Source organism: Paenibacillus sp. YN15, from assembly GCF_003285005.1.
Taxonomy (GTDB): domain Bacteria; phylum Bacillota; class Bacilli; order Paenibacillales; family NBRC-103111; genus Paenibacillus_AR.
Window position 1 is genome coordinate 21,500 of the sequence record NZ_QMFA01000033.1, and the last position, 21,117, is coordinate 42,616.

A 21,117-nucleotide genomic window follows, 5' to 3' on the forward strand; every position below is an offset into this window, starting at 1 on the left:
TACCTTCCTTGATGCCTGCAGAACGTCAAGAATTATTTTAGATAAACCAAAGTTTAACGAAAATCAGCTTGTAAATCAATGCAATAGTTCAAAGAAAATCGAATATTTTCGGAACAATGGCAAGATTTAACGCGAAATGTCGGCTCTTGGCGCTTTCCCCTGCGGGGCTCCTCCAAAAGTACCCGAAGCGTTTTGTTACTTTTGGGGGAGGGTTTAGGCAGGAAAAACCGCCAAGCAAGCGGATATCCCGCATACTTGGCGGCTCAGGACACATGGATGTGAAAAACGGATCAGGACTGAATATCCACTTCCACAATTTTGCCGTTGATCAGATACAGCGTTACGGTTTTGCCGGAAGGGATGCTTGCAGGCGCGTAAGATATGGTGCCTTGATGAATATACGCCTTGGAATGGAAAGGATAATTCCGCGCTTCGCCCAGGCTTTCCCGGAGAATATACAGATTGCTTGTGGCGGTATCGTAATAATCGGTCTTGCGGGTCATGGCGGTGGCGGTATAAATCGTATACACCCCGTCCTGCCCTTTTACGGCTTCTATCCGGTCGCCGGCCTTCAGATCCGCCAGCGTGGTATCGGAAAGGCTTGTGCGCTTCACAACGGCGGCAGTGCCCACCTCCAGCGTCTTGCCGGCGGAGCCCGCCTCGGAGATGGTAATCTTGCCGGCTGCCGCGTCCACTGCCAGCACATTGCCTCTGGATACCTGAGCCGCCTGCACCTTCTCAATGGTGCTGCCCTTGTAATACAGGACATACGGGTCCTCATTGGACATGGAATCAATGGGGATTTCCTGGCCGCTCATGTTGTAGATCTTGGCCGAATACGGAATGGTGATAGTAGATGACCCGTTCAACTGGTCTTGCAGGGTCAACTGCCGGTTAGAGCCGCTTTTGTTGGCCAGGTACACCAGGAAAGAGCGGGAAACCTCCACCATGCTGATATTGGTGCCTGTGGAGTCCAGCATAATGGTCGCCGGTTCTCCGACGATGAGATCGGTTATAGCCGGATTGGATTTATTCGGGATTACAATGCCCACGCCAGTGCCCAGAGTCAGGGTCAAATACTGGTCCCCTACCTGGAGGGTTATGGTTCTGGCCAGCGGCGATACCCGGGCGATGGTGCCCTGATAGTTGTATACAATGCTGATTTTCTTCACCGTGTTTTCCGAAGAGGATAAAATATCGATCTTCTTGCCTTCGGTCAGATTGGATGCTCCGAGAGTAAAGGTGGTTGTAGAGCCGTACAGCTCAAACACAGTGGAATCCGACAGCTCATAGAAGACGGTTTTGCCTGCCTGGTTTTTGACAACCAAGTATCTGTTCTTGGAATCGTAGCTGACTACCGTATTCATAAATTCGGTCTGCAGGGCGCGGTTGGTCACAACCGCCTCAATAACCTTGTTATCGTCATCCAGCAGCAGCTTCACTTCATCATCCACTTCCAGATCTCTGAAGCTGGTATATTCCATGCCGGAAATATTCACCTTCAAATTGCTGTCGAAGGTATAGGAGGCAGGTTTGCCGTCCGACGAACGGATAATCGTAATGTACAAGTAGTTCTTGTCTTCCTTGATATCGGAAATCCTGCCCTTGTCGCTGGGCGGCTCGTAGGCAGCCAGCATGGTCATTTCCGTCAGCACATCGGTATCGATGACGAAGGAAATTTTGTCCTTGGCTTTAATCGCCGAAATATCTCCGCCGGCGGTTCCTGCGTAATAAGTAACCGTATTGGCCATCGGATAGGTGGCAGTGGAGCCGTCCGTTTCCAGAATGGTGATCTTTTTGTCCGTCAGGTTGACGGATTGGATCACGCCCTCCGCCGTTTTATTCAGCGGAATATGCTTGACGATTATGGAGGTGTATTTGGCTTTGCTGCCGGTTCTGTTCAGCTCCAGCACGGTTCCCGGCACCAGCTCGCTGGACGCCAGCCCCTTGCCGTCCTTGTCCACAATGGACAGGGGAATCTGGATTTGCGCGGTAATTTCCTTGCCGTTGCTCTTCATCACGATTTGGGAGGTGTTAAAATCCAGGTTCACCAGCGTGCCCTCCAGCACATTGGCGGCTTTCCCGTTCTCTTCCACCACTTCGGCATACACCACATTGGCATCCTTTACCACAATAAACAGCTTGTTGCCCTGCTTGAAGGGCTGGGATGCGGCGGGCGTAGACTGGTTGTACCCGTAAAATACGGTGTCCGCGGTAAAAGCAAAGGTCTTCTGATCGCCGTAATCATCGCTTAGCACTACCGCTTTGTCGGTAGCGCTCTCCACAATGCCCAGACCGGAAATATCGGTAGAATCCATGTAGGGGCTTGTCCGGCTCAGGAAGGTGGCCATTTCGGCGCGGGTGACGGACTTGGCCGGTTTGAAGGTGCCGTCATCCATCCCGTCTACAATTTTAAGCGCCACCGCCTCGTTAATAAAGCCTCTGGTGGAGGCGGAAATGTCCCCGTCATCTCCAAACCGGGTAGCCTGTCCGGCCAGCTCATTGGCTTCGGCCTGCCTGCCGATGGCGCGGATCACCAGCTTGGCCACCCACTCCCGGGAGGCCGGGCGGGTGCCCCAGCCAACTCCCGATGTGGCCGATTCCTCGGGATACTGAATAATCCCCTTTTCCAGAGCCATAAACACATACATCTTGGCGTAGTCGGATATCTCCAGATCGGAAGCAAAGGAGGAAAGCTCCCTCGCCGCCTGCTCCAGCCCCAGCATCCGGACCAGCATGGTAATCACTTCCTCTTGGGTCACCGAGCTGCCGGGATCGTAGATTCCCGCCGACTTGCCGTCCACAATCCCCAGCAGGGCCAGCTTGGTTATGTACTTGTTGGCCCAATGGGAAAGCGGCACATCGGTGAATTTCAGATTGGGCTTGGCGGAGACATTCTGAACTGTAGACTGGGGAACGTTGGTGTCAAGGGCAGCCAGGGCTGGAGCGCCCAGAGTCATGCTTGCTGTCAGCAAGACAATTGCAGCTTTTGTCGCTCTTTTCTTCAAAGTCATTGTTCTCCTCTCTATCTGTCTATGTCGGGGTAGTGCCGGATTAGCGCTTGAACCACTCGGGAAGCTCAAAATGCCCCATCAAGGAATCGGGCTTTTGGCCGTCCACAAGAATTTCAAAGGTTTCCACTTCGTTGAACTGAAATAAGGTTTTGCGGAAAGCATCCAGCAAAAGCCCTTCTCCGGCGGAGCCCAGCCTGTCCTCATCGGGCAGCTTCAAATTGACGGACAGCTTGCCGGAATTAAGCTTCGCGGACAAAAAGGTCGTTCTGGGACACAGGGAGACTGCATCCGTGGACGGGCTTTTCTTCAGGGCGTTCAAAGCAGCCAGATATTTGTTCTCGTCCTTATCGAACTTGATGCTCACCTGCTTCTCCACAAGAGCTGTATTGTCGCCGTTGGCTTGGCCGAAATAAGCCTTGATGGCCAGTTCCTTCTCCTGTGCAGGCGACGGCGTAGCCGGAGCGGTGGACTGGGAGGGCGCCGCCGATACGGCCGGCGTGCCGGTTGCTGCGGTAGTGGAAGCGGCATTCCTCTCCTTGGCCCCGCAGCCCGCGGCTACCAGCGCAAGGGAAACGGCAACTCCCAGCATTGCACACATTTTTCTGTTCAAGTATCAATCCCTCCTTATGGAATCTGCAAATATTCCCGGATGCCCGCGGCAATGGCCTCTGCTGTCTGGAGCTGGAGCTTCTCCGTAAATAAAGCGGCTTCCTCTTCAGGGCTGGAAAGATAGCCAATTTCACAAAGCACCGCAGGCATAACAGTCCGCAGGGTTACCCGGAGATCGCTTTTGCGCACGCCCCGGTCATTAAAGCCTGTAGCCGGCAAAATGCGGTTGTGCAGAATGTCTGCCAAAGCGCGGCTTTCATCCCTGGAGTAATAGGTCTCCGTTCCGCTTATGGTTTCCTTGCTGAAGCTGTTGGCATGTACGGACACAAATACATCCGCATCCAGACGGTTGGCGAAATCGGCTCTTTCGTTCAGTTCCACAAACGTATCGTCCTGCCGGGTCAGCTTCACCTGAAGATTGGGGATGCCCTCCAACGCTTTGGCGATCTTGAGCACCATGGACAGGTTAAAGTCCTTCTCCTTACGGCCGGTGATTTTGGAGATTGCCCCGGGATCTCCGTCACCGTGGCCTGCATCCAGCACAACGAGGAAATTATACCCCTTCAATGCGATGGAAAGCTCGGCCGGGTTCTTGCCTTCTAATAAAGTATAGTCGATTTTCTGCTTCAGGTCGACTACGATTCGGACTGTAGGCGGCTGATCCTGAAATTGGGAGAATCTGATCCGCTCGGCAAACTCGGCTGCAAGCGGCATTTCATTCATTGATCCGACGGCCTTTCCGTTCACCGTTTGAGCCAGCCGGGCGCCGGGTAAATCGATCACAAGACGCGAAGGATTAGTCAAATGGCTGAATACCGGCTGCGGCACCGCCTGGTCTGCCGATATGGTTATGCGCCCATCCTCGAGGCTAATGGTATGGATGACGGCAATGGGAGTATCCAAGCCTGGGGATGGAGATATTCCCGGTGTGACGCCGGGAGCAGCCGTAGAGCCGGGTGAAGGCGTGGCGGTTGGCTTAACCGACGACGATGGCGAATTCGACGGGGTGGATGTCGGCGAAACGGACGGCTTGACCGATGCCGAGGGAGAAACCGAAGGTGTGGCGGCAGGCGACGGGTTAGGCGTTGCAGCGGGGCTGGGCTGAACCGTTGCCCCAGGAGAAGACGAAGCTCCCGCCTTGGGCGGCGCCGTGCTTTCTCCGGTTGAAACCGGAATGGAATCGCCATTGTCAAACAGGAATACGGAACGGGTCAGGTTGTCCCATTGGACATCCATGCCCAAATTCTCCGTGACAAAACGAACCGGCAAAAGGGTGTTGCCCTTGTCCAGAATAGGAGCGGTTTCCAGCTCGAACGCGGTTCCGTTTACGGTGGCGACAGGGTTATTGATGGCCATTTGCAGCAGCATGCCGTCCCGCTGAATGGTAACCTGCTGCTTCTCCTGATTCCAGGAAACCTCTGCCCCCATCTCCTCCGAAATAATCCGGACCGGAACAAGAGTCAATTCATTGACAATCCGCGGCGGCACCTCGGGCTTCAGCTCCAGACGGTTCAGGAAAAGCCGGACCTGGTTGTCCGCGGCATAGCCTGTCCCGCTGCTTCCGCTCCACATCAGCACCAACAATACAGCACCGACCAACGCTGTTACAAGTTTCCTCATGATTCACCTCTGCATGCTGTTCTCGCGACAGGGCCTGGCAAAAAAAGCCTCTGTACCGTCAACATATAGACGCGGGAAAGCGCATTTTGTTGCGTACTTTGGAAGAAAATCCCCACAAAATCGAAATGCCTTACGGCAGCGTCCGCGCAGACGACAAAAACTCCCTTATCCTCATGGACAGGGAGTATTGTTGTGCTGCATATCAGCCGGTCCGTCTGCCGTTAAGCCCTGGCGCCCAGCCGGTAGGCATGTTTGTCTTCGTAAGCGGTGATGGCGTCCCCATGCTGGAGGGTCAGGCCGATGTCGTCCAGGCCCAGCAGCAGGAATTGGCGGCGGTGCTCGTCAAGGTCGAAGGGAATCTTCAAGCCCGCATTGTCGGTGATCACCTTGTTCTCCAAATCCACGGTCAGCCGGTAGCCCTCCTGGGCAGCCGCCCGCTGGAACAGCTCTTCCACCTGCTCCTCGCTCAGCTTGATGGGCAGGATGCCGTTCTTGAAGCAGTTGTTGTAGAAAATGTCGGCGTAGGACGGGGCGATAATCACCTTGAAGCCGTAGTCCTGAATCGCCCACGGCGCATGCTCCCGGGAGGAGCCGCAGCCGAAGTTGGCCCGGGACAGAAGAACGGAAGCCCCTTGGTAACGGGGTTTGTTCAGGTTGAACTCGGGAATTTCCTGGCCCTCCTGGTCGAACCGCCATTCGAAGAACAGGTACTGGCCAAAGCCGGTCCGTTCGATCCGTTTCAGAAATTGCTTGGGAATAATGGCGTCGGTGTCCACATTGACGCGGTCAACCGGGCCTACAAGACCTGTATGGGTTTTAAAAGCTTCCATGATGGAAAACTCCTTTCGGCGCTGATTTCATATACGAACAGAAAAATGGTCCGGCCGCTGCACGGCCGCTTGCTCCTTAGGCCAAGAACTGCCAATTGCGCACATCGGTAAACTTGCCGTTGATGGCTGCCGCTGCGGCCATTTCCGGGGATACCAGATGGGTGCGTCCGCCCCGTCCCTGACGGCCCTCAAAATTGCGGTTGGAGGTAGAGGCGCAGCGTTGGCCCGGCACCAGCACATCGGGGTTCATGGCCAGGCACATGCTGCAGCCTGCGTCGCGCCATTCAAAGCCCGCTTCGGTAAAGATTTTGTCCAGCCCTTCCTTCTCCGCCTGGGCCTTCACCCGGCCGGAACCCGGAACCACCATGGCCTGCACCTTGGGGCTTACCTTGTAGCCCTTGGCTACCTTGGCGGCCGCCCGCAGATCCTCAATGCGGCCGTTGGTGCAGGAGCCGATAAAGACCACATCCACCGGAATATCCGACATGGGCGTCCCCGGCATAAGTCCCATATATTCAATGGCCTTCTCGGCCGCCTTGCGTTCATTCTCGGTGGTGAATTCGCCCGGCACCGGAACGGTGTCGGTGATGCCTGCGCCCATGCCCGGGCTGGTTCCCCAGGTCACTTGCGGAATCAGGGCGTCCGCATCAAATTCCACTACCCGGTCATACACGGCGCCTTCATCCGAAACCAGGTTCTTCCACTCGCTGATGGCCTGCTCAAAGGCTTCCCCTTGGGGCGCATATTGACGTCCCCGCAGGTACTCGAAGGTTTTCTCGTCCGGGGCGATCAGTCCGGCCCGGGCGCCGGCTTCGATGGACATGTTGCACACGGTCATCCGCTCTTCCATGGACAGGCCGCGGATGGCCTCGCCGGTATATTCAATGACATAGCCGGTGGCAAAATCCGTGCCGTATTGGGAGATAACGCCGAGAATCAGGTCCTTGGCGGTAACGCCGGTAGCCAGCTTGCCGTTGATGCGGACCTCAAGTGTCTTAGGCTTCGCCTGCTGGAGACATTGGGTAGCCAGCACATGCTCCACCTCGCTGGTGCCGATGCCGAAGGCAAGGGCCCCGAAGGCTCCGTGTGTGGAGGTGTGGCTGTCGCCGCAAACAATGGTTTTGCCGGGGTGGGTCAACCCCAGCTCCGGGCCCATAACGTGAACCACGCCCTGATCGATATGGTCCAGATCAAAGAGGGTTACGCCGAAATCGGCGCAGTTTTTGGAGAGCGTTTCAATTTGCTGCTTGGAAATCGGGTCGGTAATATTATAGCGGTCCTTGGTGGGAACATTGTGGTCCATGGTTGCGAAGGTCAGATCGGGACGGCGCACTTTCCGCCCGGTGAGCCGCAGGCCCTCAAAAGCCTGGGGAGATGTGACCTCATGCACCAGCTGAAGGTCAATATAAATGATGCTGGGTTTGCCTTCCTCCTGGTAGATAACATGATTGTCCCAAATTTTCTCGAACATGGTTTTTTTGCTCATCATTAGCCACCTCTTCGTTATCCTGATGATCTATCTCTACACGCCGCCACCGCCTCCCGGCAGGTTCAGCGGTTTCCTCTGCTGCTATCATAGCATTGAATCTCTTCATTGATCCAAGATATAATATCTATAATCGTTATAGTTTTCAGCTATAAAACCCTTGACTATAAACCAACTGACCTGACGGAGGACTTCATCATGGAACTGCGCCAACTGCAATACGCCCTGCAAATTGCCGCCGAGAAAAATTTTTCCCGCGCCGCCGAAAAGCTTCACATCGCCCAACCCTCGTTAAGTCAGCAGCTGTCCAAGCTGGAGAAGGAGCTGGGGGTGCTGCTGTTCCAGCGCAATACCAATTCCGTGGAGCTGACCCATGCGGGTTATGCCTTTATGGAGAAGGCCCAGATGATCCTGGACATGGTGGGCCAGCTGGAGCGGGAGATGGAGGATATTTCCGATATGAAAAAGGGACGGTTGAACGTTGGCTCCCTCCCCATTACCGGGTCCCATGTGCTGCCCCGGGTGCTGCCTCTTTTTCACAGCCGTTTTCCCGGCATCGAAATCCATTTGATCGAGGATACCACCAATGTATTGGAAAATTTGACCGCCGCCGGGCGCACCGATATCAGCCTGCTGACCCTCCCGGTCATGGACTCCAACCTAAGCTGGGAGCCGCTCCTGGACGAGGAAATTCTGCTTGCGGTTCCTCCCTCCCATCCGCTGGCGAAGAAGGCTGGGGAGCTTGCCGTCGTCGGCATCCGCCAGCTTCGGGATGAAGCCTTTATTGTCCTGAAGCGGGGCCAGGGCTTCCGGCAGATCGCCCTGGAGCTGTGCCGCTCCAACGGCTTCGAACCGCGGATCGTTTTTGAAAGCAGCAATATTGAGACGGTTCAGTCTCTGGTTGCCGCCGGCATGGGCATCGCCTTTGTGCCCAGCATGATCGCGTTGGGTCACGGCAGCTCATTCCGCCCCGCCTATCTTCAATTGAAGGAACGGCCTTACCGGACACTGGTGGCCGCCTACCGGAAGGGCCGGTATATTTCCAAAGCGGCGGAGGCGTTTATGGGCGTCATGCGGGAGGTGATGGACAACGGGAGCGATGATTCTAATCCAGGAAAACCAATCTCCAGCGACCTTCTTTCAGATGAAAGATAAACAGCGTTCCCTCCTCTTTCATCTCGTTGTTAACTTTACCTTTTTATACACACGAGCTTCCATTTGCTGACCATCATCAGACTTATGCCATTCAATCTTATCAAGCGACAGTATGTAAGTGACCCACTCCTTGGTTCGGAAATCATAATACGACTTGCGCTGTTTCTCCAGGTAAGCAGGGTCCGCATAAGCATAAGCCGCCACCAAACCTGACTCGTCTCTCTCATTCAACGCCTTCTCATGCTGATTTATGACCGCAACCATCTCCTGCTGCTCTGCGGGAAACAAGTTTACATCAAAATAACGCACCTCCTGCAGATTTACCGCAGAAGGAGCCTTTGCCCCGTGGTCACATCCCGGTATCACCAGCGCAATTATCAAAAGCGCAAATGAGGCCGCCAATCCACTTCACTCCATCATCTCCAGACCATATAGTGGTTATTCTAATCCAGGAAAACCAGTCTCCAGTGACCTTCTTTCAGGTGAAAGACAAACAGCGTTCCCTCATCTTTCATCTCGTTGTTAACCATTACCTTTTTATAAACACGAGCTTCCATTTGCTGACCATCATCCGACTTATGCCATTCAATCTTATCAAGCGACAGTATGTAAGTGACCCACTCCTTGGTTCGGAAATCATAATACGACTTNCCCACTCCTTGGTTCGGAAATCATAGTACGACTTAGGCTGTTTCTCCAGGTAGGCAGGATCCGCATAAGCGTAAGTCGCTACCAAACCTGACTCGTCTCTCTCATTCAACGCCTTCTCATGCTGATTAATGATCGCAACCATCTCCTGTTGCTCTGCGGGAAACAAGCTTACGTCAAAATAGCGCGCCTCCTTCAGATTTACCGCAGAAGGAGCCTCTGCCCCACGGTCACATGCCGGTATCACCAGCACGATCAACAAAGACATAATGAAGCTTCCCATCCATTTCATCTCCATCATCTCCATAACATTCTAGTTTTTTCTGTATGAATCTATTTTCTATTATAGCAAATTCAGCTTTTGACCGGTTCAATCCCGTCCCAAGTAGAATAACTTGATATCGTAATCGTTCAGACAGCTCTATGAACATTCAGCATCTATCTTACACATCGGGAGGTATGTATATGTCTGTGTATTCTAGTAAAACAGTAACTGTGAACGGGAAGTCTATCACTCTCCATGTCATCAGCGCTCCGGCCGCCAATGTCACCCTCAAGACGATTAACTCCAAGGTTCCTGATCAAAGCAATTATTGGGGGATTAACGGGAGTTTCTACGCTGGAAATGGTGACTTGTTATCTATTTCCGTAGTCAATGACTATCCGTTAAAGCCGTCATTCAGCTATGGAGGACGTTATAATGTCGGAGATAACTCAAACTCTCTGGACAAGGGAAATATTGTCTTTGACGGCGCGGAAAACAATGTGAACCATCAGATTACCGACAGATATACGGATATTACCGTTGTCAAGCGCGGGAATTATTGGGCCCAGGGAGGCATCAGCATGAGTCTGAATAATGATGCAAATTGGCAGGCCATTATGCAGGCGCAACAACTTCCTTCTCCTGATTGGTCAACCCAGCGAACCGCGTTGGCTTACACGAATCATCCCTCCCCAGTTGTATACGGGATTGTCGCTACCACAGGATGCTTGCCGGGAGAATTCCGCGCCGCGATCAAGGCCGGCTACAGTTTCGAAGACGCCATTTTTCTGGATAGCGGCCCTTCTTCACAGATGCGCGCCAAGGATGCCAATGGAAATATCATTGCCATCACCGGCGGGAACACTCCGCAAGAAATGATCGTCTTCTACTGAATGTAAAAGTGCATGTATGTTGTGGGACAGCCGCTAAGCGAGGGATCAGAATGCAGAAATGCATGTATTTCCTGCAGATTCCAGCCGTTTGTCGGTTTTAGCGAAAAATAGATGCACTTTTTGCAGGACGGGAGAGGATAGTATGGTTTGTTGCTAAGCATGCAAAGTAAGTTGCTGCAAAATCCTTGTGCTGCCGCGAAAAAAGCCCCTGCTTCTTTCGCGGCAGTCTCTATGAACTGCATATTTCTTTACCTTTCTGGTGCTTGCCCTGGCTTAATTATACATATCCTTCCGCCTGTCCCGGAGGACCGGTATCCGTTCTCTCGCCTCTGCTATCCGGCCTAGATCCAGGGAAGCGGCAATAATCGATTCCTCTTCATCCCCTTCCGCCAGAACCTCACCCCAAGGATCAACGATCATGGAGTGCCCAAAAAATTCCTGCCCGCCTCCTGTTCCCACACGGTTGCAGGCGGCGACAAACACCTGATTTTCGATAGCTCTGGCTATAACCAGGATCCGCCAATGGTGCAGCCGCGGCTTCGGCCATTGGGCAGGGGCAATAAGTAGCTCGGCTCCCTCCAGCGTCAGGGCTCGGGCCAGTTCCGGGAACCGCAAATCGTAGCAGATCATCATGCCGGCAGTCAGCCCTTCTATCTTTGCCAGCTCCAGACTCTCCCCGGCAGTGAGATGCCGGTCCTCCCCCATGAGGCCGAACAGGTGCAGCTTGGCATAGCGGGAAACAACTGAGCCGGTTCTGTCCACGACGAAGCCGGCATTGCGGATGCCGTCCTCCCGCTTTTCGGCGATGGAGCCGGCGGCAATGGATACGTTTAACTCCCGGGCCAATGCCCCTGCCCATGCCTGGACCCGTTCCCCCTGCCAATCCCCCAGCTCTTCTAGCCGCTCCAGATCATATGCGGTGTCCCACAGCTCGGGAAGGACCAGCAGCCCGGGTTTTTCGGGCGCGGCGGCGGCCTTTCGGATCAGCCGCTCCCCATTCCGGTAATTTTCCTCCACATTGCCGAAGGCTATGTCCATCTGCAAAAGGCTGATGCGGGTTATCCTATTCCCCTCCTTTCAGCTACGCTTTTCTTCATTTTAATGGACGGTGTTGCGCTTCTGCAATGAAAGAGTTTCTCCTGGAGGCTCTACGCAGCAAATTTCCAACGACACGCAGCCGCGTGGAACCTGTTTCTCCTGTGGGCTGCCGGTACAGCAGTTTTGGCAAGAGCAATGCTGCTTTATAAGCAGATTTCGGTGGTTTTTGCCGGACAGCGGAAATCAGCAACCGTTAGCGCCTTATCCGGTCGCCACACCCCAGCTAAGAGCGTCTCATTTCCATTAAAACCCCCGCTGCCGGATATTTACCCTTTAAGCGTCTCTGAGTTCCGTAAGCGCAAAAACCACCCGCCCATGGCTGGATACTCCCTTCGGCAGCTCCCTCCAAGACGGCTTCCCTACTTTACAAAGCCGCCCCAGGATGCTATCTTTAACAAAAGAACTTTATTACAATAACGTCCCGATGGGAATAGTACGCTGTCTTCCCGGCGACCAGAGAGCAGGCTTCCCGGCTGCAAGAGCCTGCCGCCACCAAGGTAACAGCGGAACCCGCCCCTGAACGGTCAACGACGAGTTGAACGGCCCCTGCCGTTATCAGGGACTTAAGAGGGCGCCGACCGGCGCCAACCAAGGTGGTACCGCGGAAGCCAAGGCTTTCGTCCTTCGCGCATGAAGGACGAAGGTCTTTTATTTTGCCTACAGGAGAGTTGATGGTATGACCCGAATCGTCGTCAAAATCGGCAGCAGCTCGCTTACCTCGGCGGAGGGGGGCCTCACCCGGAGCAAGGTCCGTTTCTTCGCCGACGAGCTGGCCGCCCTGCAGAAGTCCGGCCACCAGGTGCTCCTGGTTACCTCCGGCGCCATAGCCGCAGGCTTCACCACCATCGGCTACGCCAAACGGCCCAAGCTGCTGCATGAGAAGCAGGCCTCCGCTGCCGTAGGCCAGGCGCTCTTGATGCAGGCCTATCACGAGGCCTTTCAGGAAAGCGGAATCGCCGTGGCCCAGATTCTGCTGACCCGCACCGACTTTTCCAGCCGCCAGCGGGGCCACAACGCGCTTATGACCATTGAGGAGCTGCTGGCCCATGGCATTGTTCCGATTATCAACGAGAATGACACCGTGTCGGTGGCAGAGCTGAAATTCAGCGAAAACGACACTCTTTCCGCTCTGGTAGCCAATCTGGTGAAGGCCCGCCAATTGGTGATCATCACCGACATGGACGGCTTGTACACCGGCGATCCCCGGAAAAACCCGTCCGCTGTGCGCATCGGCCAAGTAGATCACATCAGTGGCGAAATTCTGGAATATGCCGGAGGGGCAGGCTCCTCTGTCGGCACCGGGGGCATGCGCTCCAAGCTGGACGCGGCTCGTGTTGCCACCAGAGGCGGGGTTCCCGTCTTTATCGGCCAGGTGACGGAGCCGGGAGATTTGATCGCTGCTGTCCAGGGCACCGGCAAAGGCACTTATTTCACCACCAGCCTGAGCAAGCTCCCCATCAAAAAACAATGGGTTGGCTTTCTGTCCGTTCCCCATGGCACTGTCACCGTCGATGCCGGAGCGGAAAAGGCGCTGTTCGCCGGAGGCAAAAGCCTGCTGCCCGCAGGGGTAACCGGTGTCGAAGGGGATTTTCATCCCGGGGACGTGGTGGAGGTAGTGAATCCCGACGGCGGCGTCATCGGCCGGGGCGTGGTCAACTACGAATCCTGGCAGCTGAAGGCTGTGGCCGGGCTCAGCACCGAGGAAGTACAGAAGCGGGTGGATGTTTCCCGCATCGAAGTGATTCACCGGGATGAATGGATTACCTTATCCGAATAACATTTTAAACCTATAGGGAGGGCTTGACGATGAGTGAAGTTGTACAAAAAGCGCTGCTGGGAAAGGATGCCTCCATCCGGATGGCGAAGCTGACCACCCGCCAGAAAAATGACGCCCTGCGGGCTATGGCGGACGCTCTGGTCCGGGAGAGCGCCTCGATTATCGCCGCCAATCAGGAGGATTTGGCCAGAGGCCGGCAAAACGGCATCGGCGACTCCCTCTTGGACCGGCTGGCGCTGGATGAGAAACGGATTCAGGGCATTGCCGAGGGCTTGCTGCAAATTATTGGTTTGCCCGACCCTGTAGGAGATGTGCTGGACCAGTTCGAGCGTCCCAACGGTCTCATTATCCGGAAAGTCAGTGTGCCCTTGGGGCTTATCGGCATCATCTACGAAGCCAGACCCAATGTAACCGTGGACGCGGCAGGTCTTTGTCTGAAAGCCGGCAATGCCGTACTGCTGCGCGGCGGTTCGGACGCCTTAAGCTCCAACATCCGGATTGTGGAGGTGCTTAAAGCTGCTCTGGCTTCCACCGTAGTTCCGCCTGAAGCGCTGCAGCTGGTCACCTCCAGCGACCGCTCTTCCGTGGATGAGATGCTGAAGCTCAATGGCCTGTTGGATGTGGTCATCCCCCGCGGCGGACGTATGCTGATCCAGACGGTGGTAGCCAATGCCACTGTTCCTGTTATCGAAACAGGCGCAGGCGTTTGCCACACCTATCTGGATGAAACTGCTGACCCGACTATCGCGCTCAATATCGCCGTCAATGCCAAGGTGCAGCGGCCTTCCGTCTGCAACTCCATGGAAACCCTGCTGCTGCACGAGGATTTCGCCGAGGCGTATCTGCCGGGCATTGCGGAAACCTTCCGCACCTTGGGCGTCCAGCTTCGCGGCTGCCCCGCCTCCATCCGCATCGCCGGTCCCATGGAGGAAGCAACGGAAGAGGACTATGCTACCGAATACAATGACTATATTCTGAATGTCCGCATTGTGGAGAGCCTGGACGAGGCGCTGGAGCATATCCGCCGGTTCGGCACCCAGCATTCCGAGTGTATTGTAACGGAGCATCCGGAACGGGCGGAGCGCTTCCTGCAGGAGGTGGATGCGGCGGCGGTTTACCACAATGCCTCCACACGGTTCACCGACGGCTTCGAGTTCGGCTACGGCGCGGAAATCGGCATCAGCACCCAGAAGCTTCATGCCCGGGGTCCCATGGGGCTGCCCGCATTAACCTCCACGAAGTTTCTGGTATACGGAAGCGGCCAAATCCGCGGGTAGAAAAAATCCCCCGAAACCATATAGAAGATTAATAAAAGGAGTGGAGTTCCATGCCGCTTACAGGCAAAAGCATTACCTTTATCGGCGCCGGGTCGATGGCCGAGCCTATCTGGGGAGGCCTGATCCAGCAACAGACCGTCAAGCCGGAGCAAATTTATATTATGAACCGCAGCAACGCCGCCCATCTTGCCGCAATGCGGGATACCTACGGAGTCCATGCCGCTTTTACGCCTGAGGAAAAGGAAAGCTTCATCCGCCAGGCCGATATTGTGATTCTGGCCATGAAGCCCAAGGATGTGCGGCAGGCCTTCGGGGAGTTCAACGGCTTTCTGAAGCCGTCACAGCTTCTGGTTTCCCTGGTGGCGGGACTGTCCCTTAACACCCTCTCTCTGCTTGTGCCCCAAGGAATGCCGGTGGTCCGCGCCATGCCCAATACCCCCAGCTCCATCGGCCTGGGCGCTACCGGGCTCTGCTTTTCTCCGGAAGCAACGGAGTCCCAGCAGAATATGGCCCTGTCCCTGTTCCGCGCTATCGGCGAAGCCTATCCAATCTCGGAAGAGCAGATGAACATCCTCACCGGCATTTCCGGCAGCGGGCCGGCATACGCCTATTATTTCATGGAGTCGATGATTGCCGCAGGCATCAAAGGAGGCCTTTCCCCTGAATTGGCCAAGGAGCTGACTGTTCAAACCGTGCTGGGCGCCGCCTCCATGGTCAAACTGACAGGCGAAGAGCCGGCTGAGCTGCGCCGCAAGGTCACCTCCCCCAACGGCACCACCCAGGCGGCCATTGAGGAGTTTCAGCGGCGGGATTTAAGCGGCACCGTGGAGGCCGGCATTGTCCGCTGTGTCACCCGCGCGGCGGAAATCGGCGAGGGGCTCAGCCAAGAGGTGCGGCAAAGCTTATGATGACACGCAAGCCGGTGATATTTTGCGATTTTGACGGAACAATTACGCTGACGGATAACATTATAGAGCTGTTCAAGCATTTCCGGCCTGAAGGCGCGGAGGAAATCCTGCAGTGCATTGCCGCCAAGGAATACTCCATCCGCGAAGGGGTGGAGGCGCTGTTTGCCTTGCTTCCCAGCGCCCTCCGCCCCCAGCTGACGGAATTTGTTCAAGGGCAGCTCCAGATCAGAAGCGGCCTTCGGGAGCTCCTGGATTTTTGCCAGGAACGGGACGTGGAATTTCTTGTGACCAGCGGCGGCATGGATTTTATCCTCTATCCTGCCCTTGAGCCATTGGGAATCCCGCAGTCGAAAATTTATTGCAACAGCACGGATTTCAACGGAACGCATATCCGCGTCACCTCCTCCCATCCCTGCGACGAGCATTGCCATAGCGACTGCGGCATGTGTAAAAGCACAGTCATGCGGCAATATCCCCAGGAGGAATATTACCGGATCATGATCGGCGACAGCATTACCGATTTTGCCGGGGCCGCTTTTGCGGATCTGATTTTTGCCCGTTCCCATCTGGAGGAGGAATGCCGCCGCCTGCAAATGCCTTATTTGCCGTTTGAAACCTTCCACGATGTGATCCGGCAATTTCCGAACGCTCTTGGTTGAGCTATCCGGACTATAAATCCGTTATTTTGCCAATTCTTCCGATTTAGAAAATTTCGCGGACTCACAATACGCTATTCGTCTGAAAAACGACTCAATCCGGCTCTTTTTCGCTTCATAGAGGATTCTCTGTCCGCATAAATAAAAAACTGCCGATTTTCAGCTTAATTGCGGAACCTCTGTCCGGCTGGGTTAACGCCTCTGATGCGTGGCTAAACCTCGTCATGTTAATAAACCTTGGAACCCCTCTCTACTAAAAAAGCCTTGACGGGATGCAAGCTCCATCGTCAAGGCTTTTTCTCATCTTCCGCCGCGGAAACGCTGGGCGTATTCCTTGGCTTGCTCCAGGGTGAACACCTTATTGCGCTTCCACTCCAGCAAGATCCGGTCAATGTACCGGAAGTGGATCTTTCCGGCGAATACCGCTTCCTTCAGGGCCATATGCACCAGCTCCACCGGGTAACGGTCCTGATCCAGCCATCCCGTAATGGTCTCCATTTCCATCGGCGTCAAGGGCCGGGCAAACTCCCGCTCGAACAGAAGGAAGATGTTCCCCTCCTGCTTGGCGCGGTCTGTTTTTTTGGCGCCGGCCGGCGCTTCCGGAGATAAACTTGTTGCAGCGGGCCCCGTTTTTTCCGTCTCCTGCTCCTGCCGGGTTTCCATGGCAATCACCATGGCCAGCTGGGTCCACAAGCCATCCAGGTTATACTGCTCATAGCGCATCCCCGTCAGGGAATCGGTAGCTTCATCGATGCCGATAAACCCTTCCTTCATCAGCTTTTGCAGCGTGGCGGACACCTTCTCCTCCGTCAGACTCATCCGATCCGCCAATTCCCCCGGGGTGGGGAAATCTTTATGCTCCCGTTCCCGGAAGCCAATGAGCTGCAGGATGAGCATCGCCTCCGATTCGGATAAGTCCAGCTTGGCATAACCACTCAATAATAGCATGGGAATGGCGATGGAGCCGGAACGCAGTCCGACCATCACCCCATCCCGGAGTTCCTTCCATTGATCCATAAAGTTGCTCATCCCCTGGTTCCCTCCCGCCATATCTTTCTATGGGAAAAGAGCCCCGAATAGTCAAGGCTCTTCCAATCGATGTGCAGTATACTGTTCCCCTAAAAGTGATGTGATTACGCTTTTACCGGGGGCTCCCCCAAAAGTAATCGGAATACGCTTCGTCAGCTTCGCTTCACTTTTGGGGGACGTTGTTATGGATAGAGACGATACAGAAGCCGCGGGAACGGAATGGTTTCCCGCACATGGTCCAGACCGCAAATCCAGGCGACGGTGCGCTCCAGCCCCAGGCCGAAGCCGCTGTGGGGCACAGTGCCGTATTTGCGCAGATCCAGGTACCATTGGTACGCTTCCCTGGACAGTTCATGCTCGGTGAAACGGGACTCCAGAAGCTCGGGATCGTCGATCCGCTGGCTGCCGCCGATAATCTCTCCATATCCTTCCGGCGCGATCATATCGGCGCACAATACAACCTCCGGACGGTTCGGGTCCGGCTTCATGTAGAACGCCTTGATGCTGGTAGGATAGTGGGTAATGAACACCGGCTTGTCGAAGCTCTCGGCAATGGCCGTTTCATGCGGCGCGCCGAAGTCCTCGCCCCACGGAATGTCATGCCCATGCTCCTGCAGGAATTTGATGGCATCGTCGTAGGTAATCCGCGGGAACGGTGCGGTGATCTTCTCCAGCTTGGAGATATCCCGCTCCAGAACCTCCAGCTCCTTGCGGCAATTGGCCAGCACCGTCTGCACCACATGGGAGACGAATTGCTCCTGGATGCGCAAGCTTTCGTCCAGATCCACAAACGCCATTTCCGGCTCGATCATCCAGAACTCAATCAAGTGGCGGCGTGTTTTGGACTTCTCCGCCCGGAAAGTGGGTCCGAAGGAATACACCCTGCCCAACGCCATGGCAGCAGCCTCCATGTAGAGCTGGCCGCTTTGGGTAAGGAAGGCATCCTCGTCAAAATATTTGGTATGGAACAGCTCCGTAGTTCCCTCGCATGAAGACGGAGTAAGAATCGGCGGGTCCACCAGCTTGAAGCCGCGGGTATCAAAAAACTCCTGCACCGCCCGGATAATCTCCGCGCGGATGATCAGCACGGCCCGCTGCTTCGGGCTGCGCAGCCACAGATGGCGATGATCCATCAGGAAATCCACGCCGTGCTCCTTCGGGGTAATCGGATAGTCTTGTGTAATCTGGATGATTTCAATTCCGGTAACGGTCAGCTCGTAGCCGCTTTGGCTTCTGGGTTCCTCACGGACCACACCGGTGGCATAAAGAGAGCTTTCCTGAGTCAGTGACTTGGCAGCCGTCCAAACCTCCTCGGGGACTTCGCTTTTCACCACAACGCCTTGGATATAGCCTGAACCGTCGCGCAATTGAAGAAATACGATTTTACCGCTGGACCGCACATTGTGGAGCCAGCAGCCGATGCGGACGGTTTCACCCGCATGGGCGCCGACCTCCCGGATCATGCACTGTACTGCCATATAGAGAGCCTCCCGAAAATATAGTGACTGGATTATTTATGGGATTTCTTAACGATTTCGAGGGTGTCGCGGGCAATAACCAGCTCTTCATTGGTCGGAATGACCAGAACCTTCACACGGGAGCCTTCCTTGGTAATCACGCGGGGCTCTCCGCTGCGGATTTTGTTCAGCTCCGGATCTACTTCAACGCCTATCCAGGTCAGCTGCTCCAGGATGCTTTGACGCAGAACGCTGGAGTTTTCGCCGACACCTGCCGTAAAGACGATGGCGTCCACACCGTTCATACCGGCTACATAAGCGCCGATTTGCTTGCGCACACGATATTCATACATTTCGTATGCCAGAGTGCAGCCCTTGTCGCCCTTCTCCATACCTTCAACAATTTCGCGCATGTCGCTGGAGCCGCCGGAGATGGCTTGCAGGCCGCTGTGCTTGTTCAGCATGAAGTTGGCTTCCATCGGGCCGATGCCTTCCTTGCCCATGACAAACGGGATGATCGCCGGGTCGATGTCGCCGCTGCGGGTACCCATCATCAGACCTTCCAGCGGGGTCATGCCCATGGAGGTGTCAAAGGACTTGCCGCCCAGAACGGCAGTTACCGAACCGCCGTTGCCGATATGGCAGGTGATGATCTTGGTTTCTTCCAGCGGCTTGTCCAGGAATTGGGCGGCCACTTGGCTAACGTAGAAGTGGGAAGTGCCGTGGAAGCCGTAGCGGCGCACCTTGTGCTTCTTGTACAGACGAAGCGGGAGCGGGTACATGAAGACCTTCTCCGGCATGGTGGAGTGGAAAGCTGTATCGAATACCACAACCTGCGGCACACCCGGCATGTTGATTTCGCAAGCGGAAATCCCCATCATATGGGCCGGATTGTGCAGCGGCGCCAGATCGAACAGGCTGGTAATGCCGGCTTTGACTTCAGGAGTCACCAGTACGGACTCGGAATACAGGTCGCCGCCTTGCACCACGCGGTGTCCCACGGCTTCAACCTCATTGATGGAGGAAATAACGCCATGCTCCGGGTGAATCAGGCAATCGACGACCTTCTTGATGGCCACGTTATGGTCCAGAATTTCGCTGACTTCCTTCAGCTCCGGCTTGTCGGTGGGCTCATGCACCAGAATGGCGGTATCCATGCCGATCCGCTCTACCCGGCCCTTGGCCAGCACGGATTCATCGTTCATGTCGTACAGCTGATATTTGAGAGAAGAGCTACCTGCGTTAACTACGAGAATTTTCACAGACGGTCACCATCCTTGTCATAGCGGAAGAATCCTTGTCCTACTTTAGTGCCCAGTTGTCCGGCGCGGACCATTTGCTTCAGGAGGAAGCTCGGGCGGTATTTGATGTCGCCAAATTCGCGGAACATGCCTTCCATGGCGGCCAGAACGGCATCCAGACCGAAGCGGTCGCACATTTCCAGCGGGCCGTAGTGGAAGTCATAGCCGATTCTCATGGCGGAGTCGATATCCTCGGCAGAGGCTACCCCTTCAGCCAGCACATGCAGCGCTTCGTTGATCAGCGTGCATACCAGACGGGTAGTCACGAAGCCCGGGGATTCGTAAACCTGAATTCCCTTCTTGGTAATGGTCTCCTCGACAAATTGGCGGGTCAGCTGGAAGGTCTCCTCGGAGGTTTTCAGGCCGCGGATAATTTCCACCAGATCGATCTTGGCCACCGGATGCAGGAAGTGCATGCCGATAACCCGGTCGGGACGCGTGGTTTCCGCTGCCAACTGGGTCAGGCTGAGTGTGGAGGTATTGCTGGCCAGAATCACTTCCGGCGGACAAATCTTGTCCAGGCTGCGGATCACTTCATTCTTGGCTTCCAGATCCTCGCTGATGGTCTCAATCACCATATCGCATTCGGCAATCTTATCCAAGGCATAAACCTTGTGGATTTTGGAGAGAATTAGCTTCTTTTCAGAGACCGTAATGGCCCATTTTTCAATCTGCTTGTCCAGGCTGACCACAATCATGTCCCAAGCCTGATCCAGTTTTTCAGGGGTTTTCTCCACCAGGAATACTTCCATCCCCTTCACCGCCAGCATTTCGGCGATGCCTTGGCCCATCGTGCCGGCCCCAATTACACCAATCCGTTTGAATTGCACTCTTTTCACCCATTCCTTGTTATATTTATGTAGGACATTCACACGTTTGCAAATGCAAACCGGGCTCTTTTACATTGTATCCAAGCCCCAAGATCCGATTCGCAAAGAAAAAGCCTCCCGGACGTGCAGATCCAGGTCAGCTTTTCTGCCATGAGCTATCATACCATTTTTCCATCCGCTTGGGGTCGAATGAAGACAAACATTCGATATTTCGACAATAATAGATGATGGCCCTTTCTAAGCATACGAAAAAAAAGTGAGGAG

Annotated in this window: 17 protein-coding genes and 1 other annotated feature; of the genes, 6 read left to right on the plus strand and 11 right to left on the minus strand. The window is 54.9% G+C overall.

The features are described from left to right. Nucleotides 1-290: 290 nt before the first annotated feature. The 5 genes from DQG13_RS21910 to leuC all read right to left on the minus strand — a co-directional run bounded on the left by DQG13_RS21910 (nucleotide 291) and on the right by leuC (nucleotide 7,559). Nucleotides 291-3,008: an S-layer homology domain-containing protein gene (locus tag DQG13_RS21910; RefSeq protein ID WP_181592917.1), complete on the minus strand. Its 2,718-nt coding sequence runs from the start codon at nucleotides 3,006-3,008 to the stop codon at nucleotides 291-293. 46 nt (nucleotides 3,009-3,054) lie between these two features. Further along, nucleotides 3,055-3,624 (minus strand): GerMN domain-containing protein, encoded by a 570-nt coding sequence (locus DQG13_RS21915; RefSeq protein ID WP_113022189.1) that lies wholly within the window; start codon nucleotides 3,622-3,624, stop codon nucleotides 3,055-3,057. Between the two features lie 14 nt (nucleotides 3,625-3,638). After that, nucleotides 3,639-5,243: an N-acetylmuramoyl-L-alanine amidase gene (locus tag DQG13_RS21920; RefSeq protein WP_113022191.1), complete on the minus strand. Its 1,605-nt coding sequence runs from the start codon at nucleotides 5,241-5,243 to the stop codon at nucleotides 3,639-3,641. Nucleotides 5,244-5,464: 221 nt separating this feature from the next. Next, on the minus strand, nucleotides 5,465-6,073 hold the full coding sequence (gene leuD / locus DQG13_RS21925; RefSeq protein WP_113022193.1) for a 3-isopropylmalate dehydratase small subunit: 609 nt from the start codon (nucleotides 6,071-6,073) through the stop codon (nucleotides 5,465-5,467). Nucleotides 6,074-6,149: 76 nt separating this feature from the next. Continuing rightward, on the minus strand, nucleotides 6,150-7,559 hold the full coding sequence (leuC, locus tag DQG13_RS21930) for a 3-isopropylmalate dehydratase large subunit (protein ID WP_113022195.1): 1,410 nt from the start codon (nucleotides 7,557-7,559) through the stop codon (nucleotides 6,150-6,152). Nucleotides 7,560-7,757: 198 nt separating this feature from the next. Between leuC and DQG13_RS21935 the strand changes: the two genes are divergently transcribed. Beyond that, nucleotides 7,758-8,714: a LysR family transcriptional regulator gene (locus DQG13_RS21935; RefSeq protein WP_113022197.1), complete on the plus strand. Its 957-nt coding sequence runs from the start codon at nucleotides 7,758-7,760 to the stop codon at nucleotides 8,712-8,714. An 18-nt stretch (nucleotides 8,715-8,732) separates the two neighbouring features. Here DQG13_RS21935 and DQG13_RS21940 read toward each other — a convergent pair whose 3' ends face one another. Continuing rightward, nucleotides 8,733-9,116 (minus strand): hypothetical protein, encoded by a 384-nt coding sequence (locus DQG13_RS21940; protein WP_113022199.1) that lies wholly within the window; start codon nucleotides 9,114-9,116, stop codon nucleotides 8,733-8,735. Between the two features lie 711 nt (nucleotides 9,117-9,827). Here DQG13_RS21940 and DQG13_RS21950 point away from each other — a divergent pair. Continuing rightward, nucleotides 9,828-10,520 carry a hypothetical protein gene (locus tag DQG13_RS21950; protein WP_113022202.1) on the plus strand — a complete coding sequence of 231 codons (693 nt, stop codon included), beginning with the start codon at nucleotides 9,828-9,830 and terminating at the stop codon, nucleotides 10,518-10,520. A gap of 273 nt (nucleotides 10,521-10,793) precedes the next feature. Here DQG13_RS21950 and DQG13_RS21955 read toward each other — a convergent pair whose 3' ends face one another. Then, nucleotides 10,794-11,582, minus strand: a complete 789-nt coding sequence (locus DQG13_RS21955) for a carbon-nitrogen family hydrolase (protein WP_258525808.1) — start codon at nucleotides 11,580-11,582, stop codon at nucleotides 10,794-10,796. 448 nt (nucleotides 11,583-12,030) lie between these two features. Continuing rightward, nucleotides 12,031-12,246 (plus strand) — a binding site (T-box leader). Nucleotides 12,247-12,294: 48 nt separating this feature from the next. Between DQG13_RS21955 and proB the strand changes: the two genes are divergently transcribed. Genes proB through DQG13_RS21975 form a run of 4 tightly spaced genes read left to right on the plus strand, consistent with a single transcriptional unit; the run spans nucleotide 12,295 to nucleotide 16,239 of the window. Further along, a complete protein-coding gene (gene proB, locus DQG13_RS21960; protein WP_113022206.1) occupies nucleotides 12,295-13,395 on the plus strand; it encodes a glutamate 5-kinase in 1,101 nt (366 codons plus the stop codon). A 29-nt stretch (nucleotides 13,396-13,424) separates the two neighbouring features. Further along, nucleotides 13,425-14,672 carry a glutamate-5-semialdehyde dehydrogenase gene (locus DQG13_RS21965; protein WP_113022208.1) on the plus strand — a complete coding sequence of 416 codons (1,248 nt, stop codon included), beginning with the start codon at nucleotides 13,425-13,427 and terminating at the stop codon, nucleotides 14,670-14,672. 50 nt (nucleotides 14,673-14,722) lie between these two features. Next, complete coding sequence (gene proC, locus DQG13_RS21970) at nucleotides 14,723-15,580, plus strand: pyrroline-5-carboxylate reductase (RefSeq protein WP_113022210.1); 858 nt, start codon at nucleotides 14,723-14,725, stop codon at nucleotides 15,578-15,580. After that, a complete protein-coding gene (locus tag DQG13_RS21975) occupies nucleotides 15,580-16,239 on the plus strand; it encodes an MtnX-like HAD-IB family phosphatase (protein ID WP_113022286.1) in 660 nt (219 codons plus the stop codon). The genes proC and DQG13_RS21975 overlap by 1 nt, the downstream gene beginning before the upstream one ends. Nucleotides 16,240-16,536: 297 nt before the next feature. Here DQG13_RS21975 and DQG13_RS21980 read toward each other — a convergent pair whose 3' ends face one another. The 4 genes from DQG13_RS21980 to DQG13_RS21995 all read right to left on the minus strand — a co-directional run bounded on the left by DQG13_RS21980 (nucleotide 16,537) and on the right by DQG13_RS21995 (nucleotide 20,862). Then, entirely contained in the window at nucleotides 16,537-17,265 is a 729-nt protein-coding gene (locus DQG13_RS21980; protein WP_113022212.1) for a DnaD domain-containing protein, read from the minus strand. A gap of 182 nt (nucleotides 17,266-17,447) precedes the next feature. Continuing rightward, nucleotides 17,448-18,743, minus strand: a complete 1,296-nt coding sequence (gene asnS / locus DQG13_RS21985) for an asparagine--tRNA ligase (RefSeq protein WP_113022213.1) — start codon at nucleotides 18,741-18,743, stop codon at nucleotides 17,448-17,450. Between the two features lie 32 nt (nucleotides 18,744-18,775). Then, nucleotides 18,776-19,984: an acetate kinase gene (locus DQG13_RS21990; protein WP_113022215.1), complete on the minus strand. Its 1,209-nt coding sequence runs from the start codon at nucleotides 19,982-19,984 to the stop codon at nucleotides 18,776-18,778. After that, the gene (locus tag DQG13_RS21995) at nucleotides 19,981-20,862 is read right to left on the minus strand and encodes a 3-hydroxyacyl-CoA dehydrogenase family protein (RefSeq protein ID WP_397334013.1); all 882 of its coding nucleotides are present in this window, start codon (nucleotides 20,860-20,862) and stop codon (nucleotides 19,981-19,983) included. The genes DQG13_RS21990 and DQG13_RS21995 overlap by 4 nt, the downstream gene beginning before the upstream one ends. Nucleotides 20,863-21,117 lie beyond the last annotated feature (255 nt).

Excerpts from the sequence above, each read along its gene's own strand:
- DQG13_RS21920 (WP_113022191.1), bottom strand. The coding sequence starts at position 5,243 with ATGAGGAAACTTGTAACAGCGTTGGTCGGTGCTGTATTGTTGGTGCTG.
- leuD (WP_113022193.1), bottom strand. The coding sequence starts at position 6,073 with ATGGAAGCTTTTAAAACCCATACAGGTCTTGTAGGCCCGGTTGACCGC.
- leuC (WP_113022195.1), bottom strand. The coding sequence starts at position 7,559 with ATGAGCAAAAAAACCATGTTCGAGAAAATTTGGGACAATCATGTTATC.
- DQG13_RS21935 (WP_113022197.1), top strand. The coding sequence starts at position 7,758 with ATGGAACTGCGCCAACTGCAATACGCCCTGCAAATTGCCGCCGAGAAA.
- DQG13_RS21950 (WP_113022202.1), top strand. The coding sequence starts at position 9,828 with ATGTCTGTGTATTCTAGTAAAACAGTAACTGTGAACGGGAAGTCTATC.
- proB (WP_113022206.1), top strand. The coding sequence starts at position 12,295 with ATGACCCGAATCGTCGTCAAAATCGGCAGCAGCTCGCTTACCTCGGCG.
- DQG13_RS21965 (WP_113022208.1), top strand. The coding sequence starts at position 13,425 with ATGAGTGAAGTTGTACAAAAAGCGCTGCTGGGAAAGGATGCCTCCATC.
- proC (WP_113022210.1), top strand. The coding sequence starts at position 14,723 with ATGCCGCTTACAGGCAAAAGCATTACCTTTATCGGCGCCGGGTCGATG.
- DQG13_RS21975 (WP_113022286.1), top strand. The coding sequence starts at position 15,580 with ATGACACGCAAGCCGGTGATATTTTGCGATTTTGACGGAACAATTACG.
- DQG13_RS21980 (WP_113022212.1), bottom strand. The coding sequence starts at position 17,265 with ATGAGCAACTTTATGGATCAATGGAAGGAACTCCGGGATGGGGTGATG.
- asnS (WP_113022213.1), bottom strand. The coding sequence starts at position 18,743 with ATGGCAGTACAGTGCATGATCCGGGAGGTCGGCGCCCATGCGGGTGAA.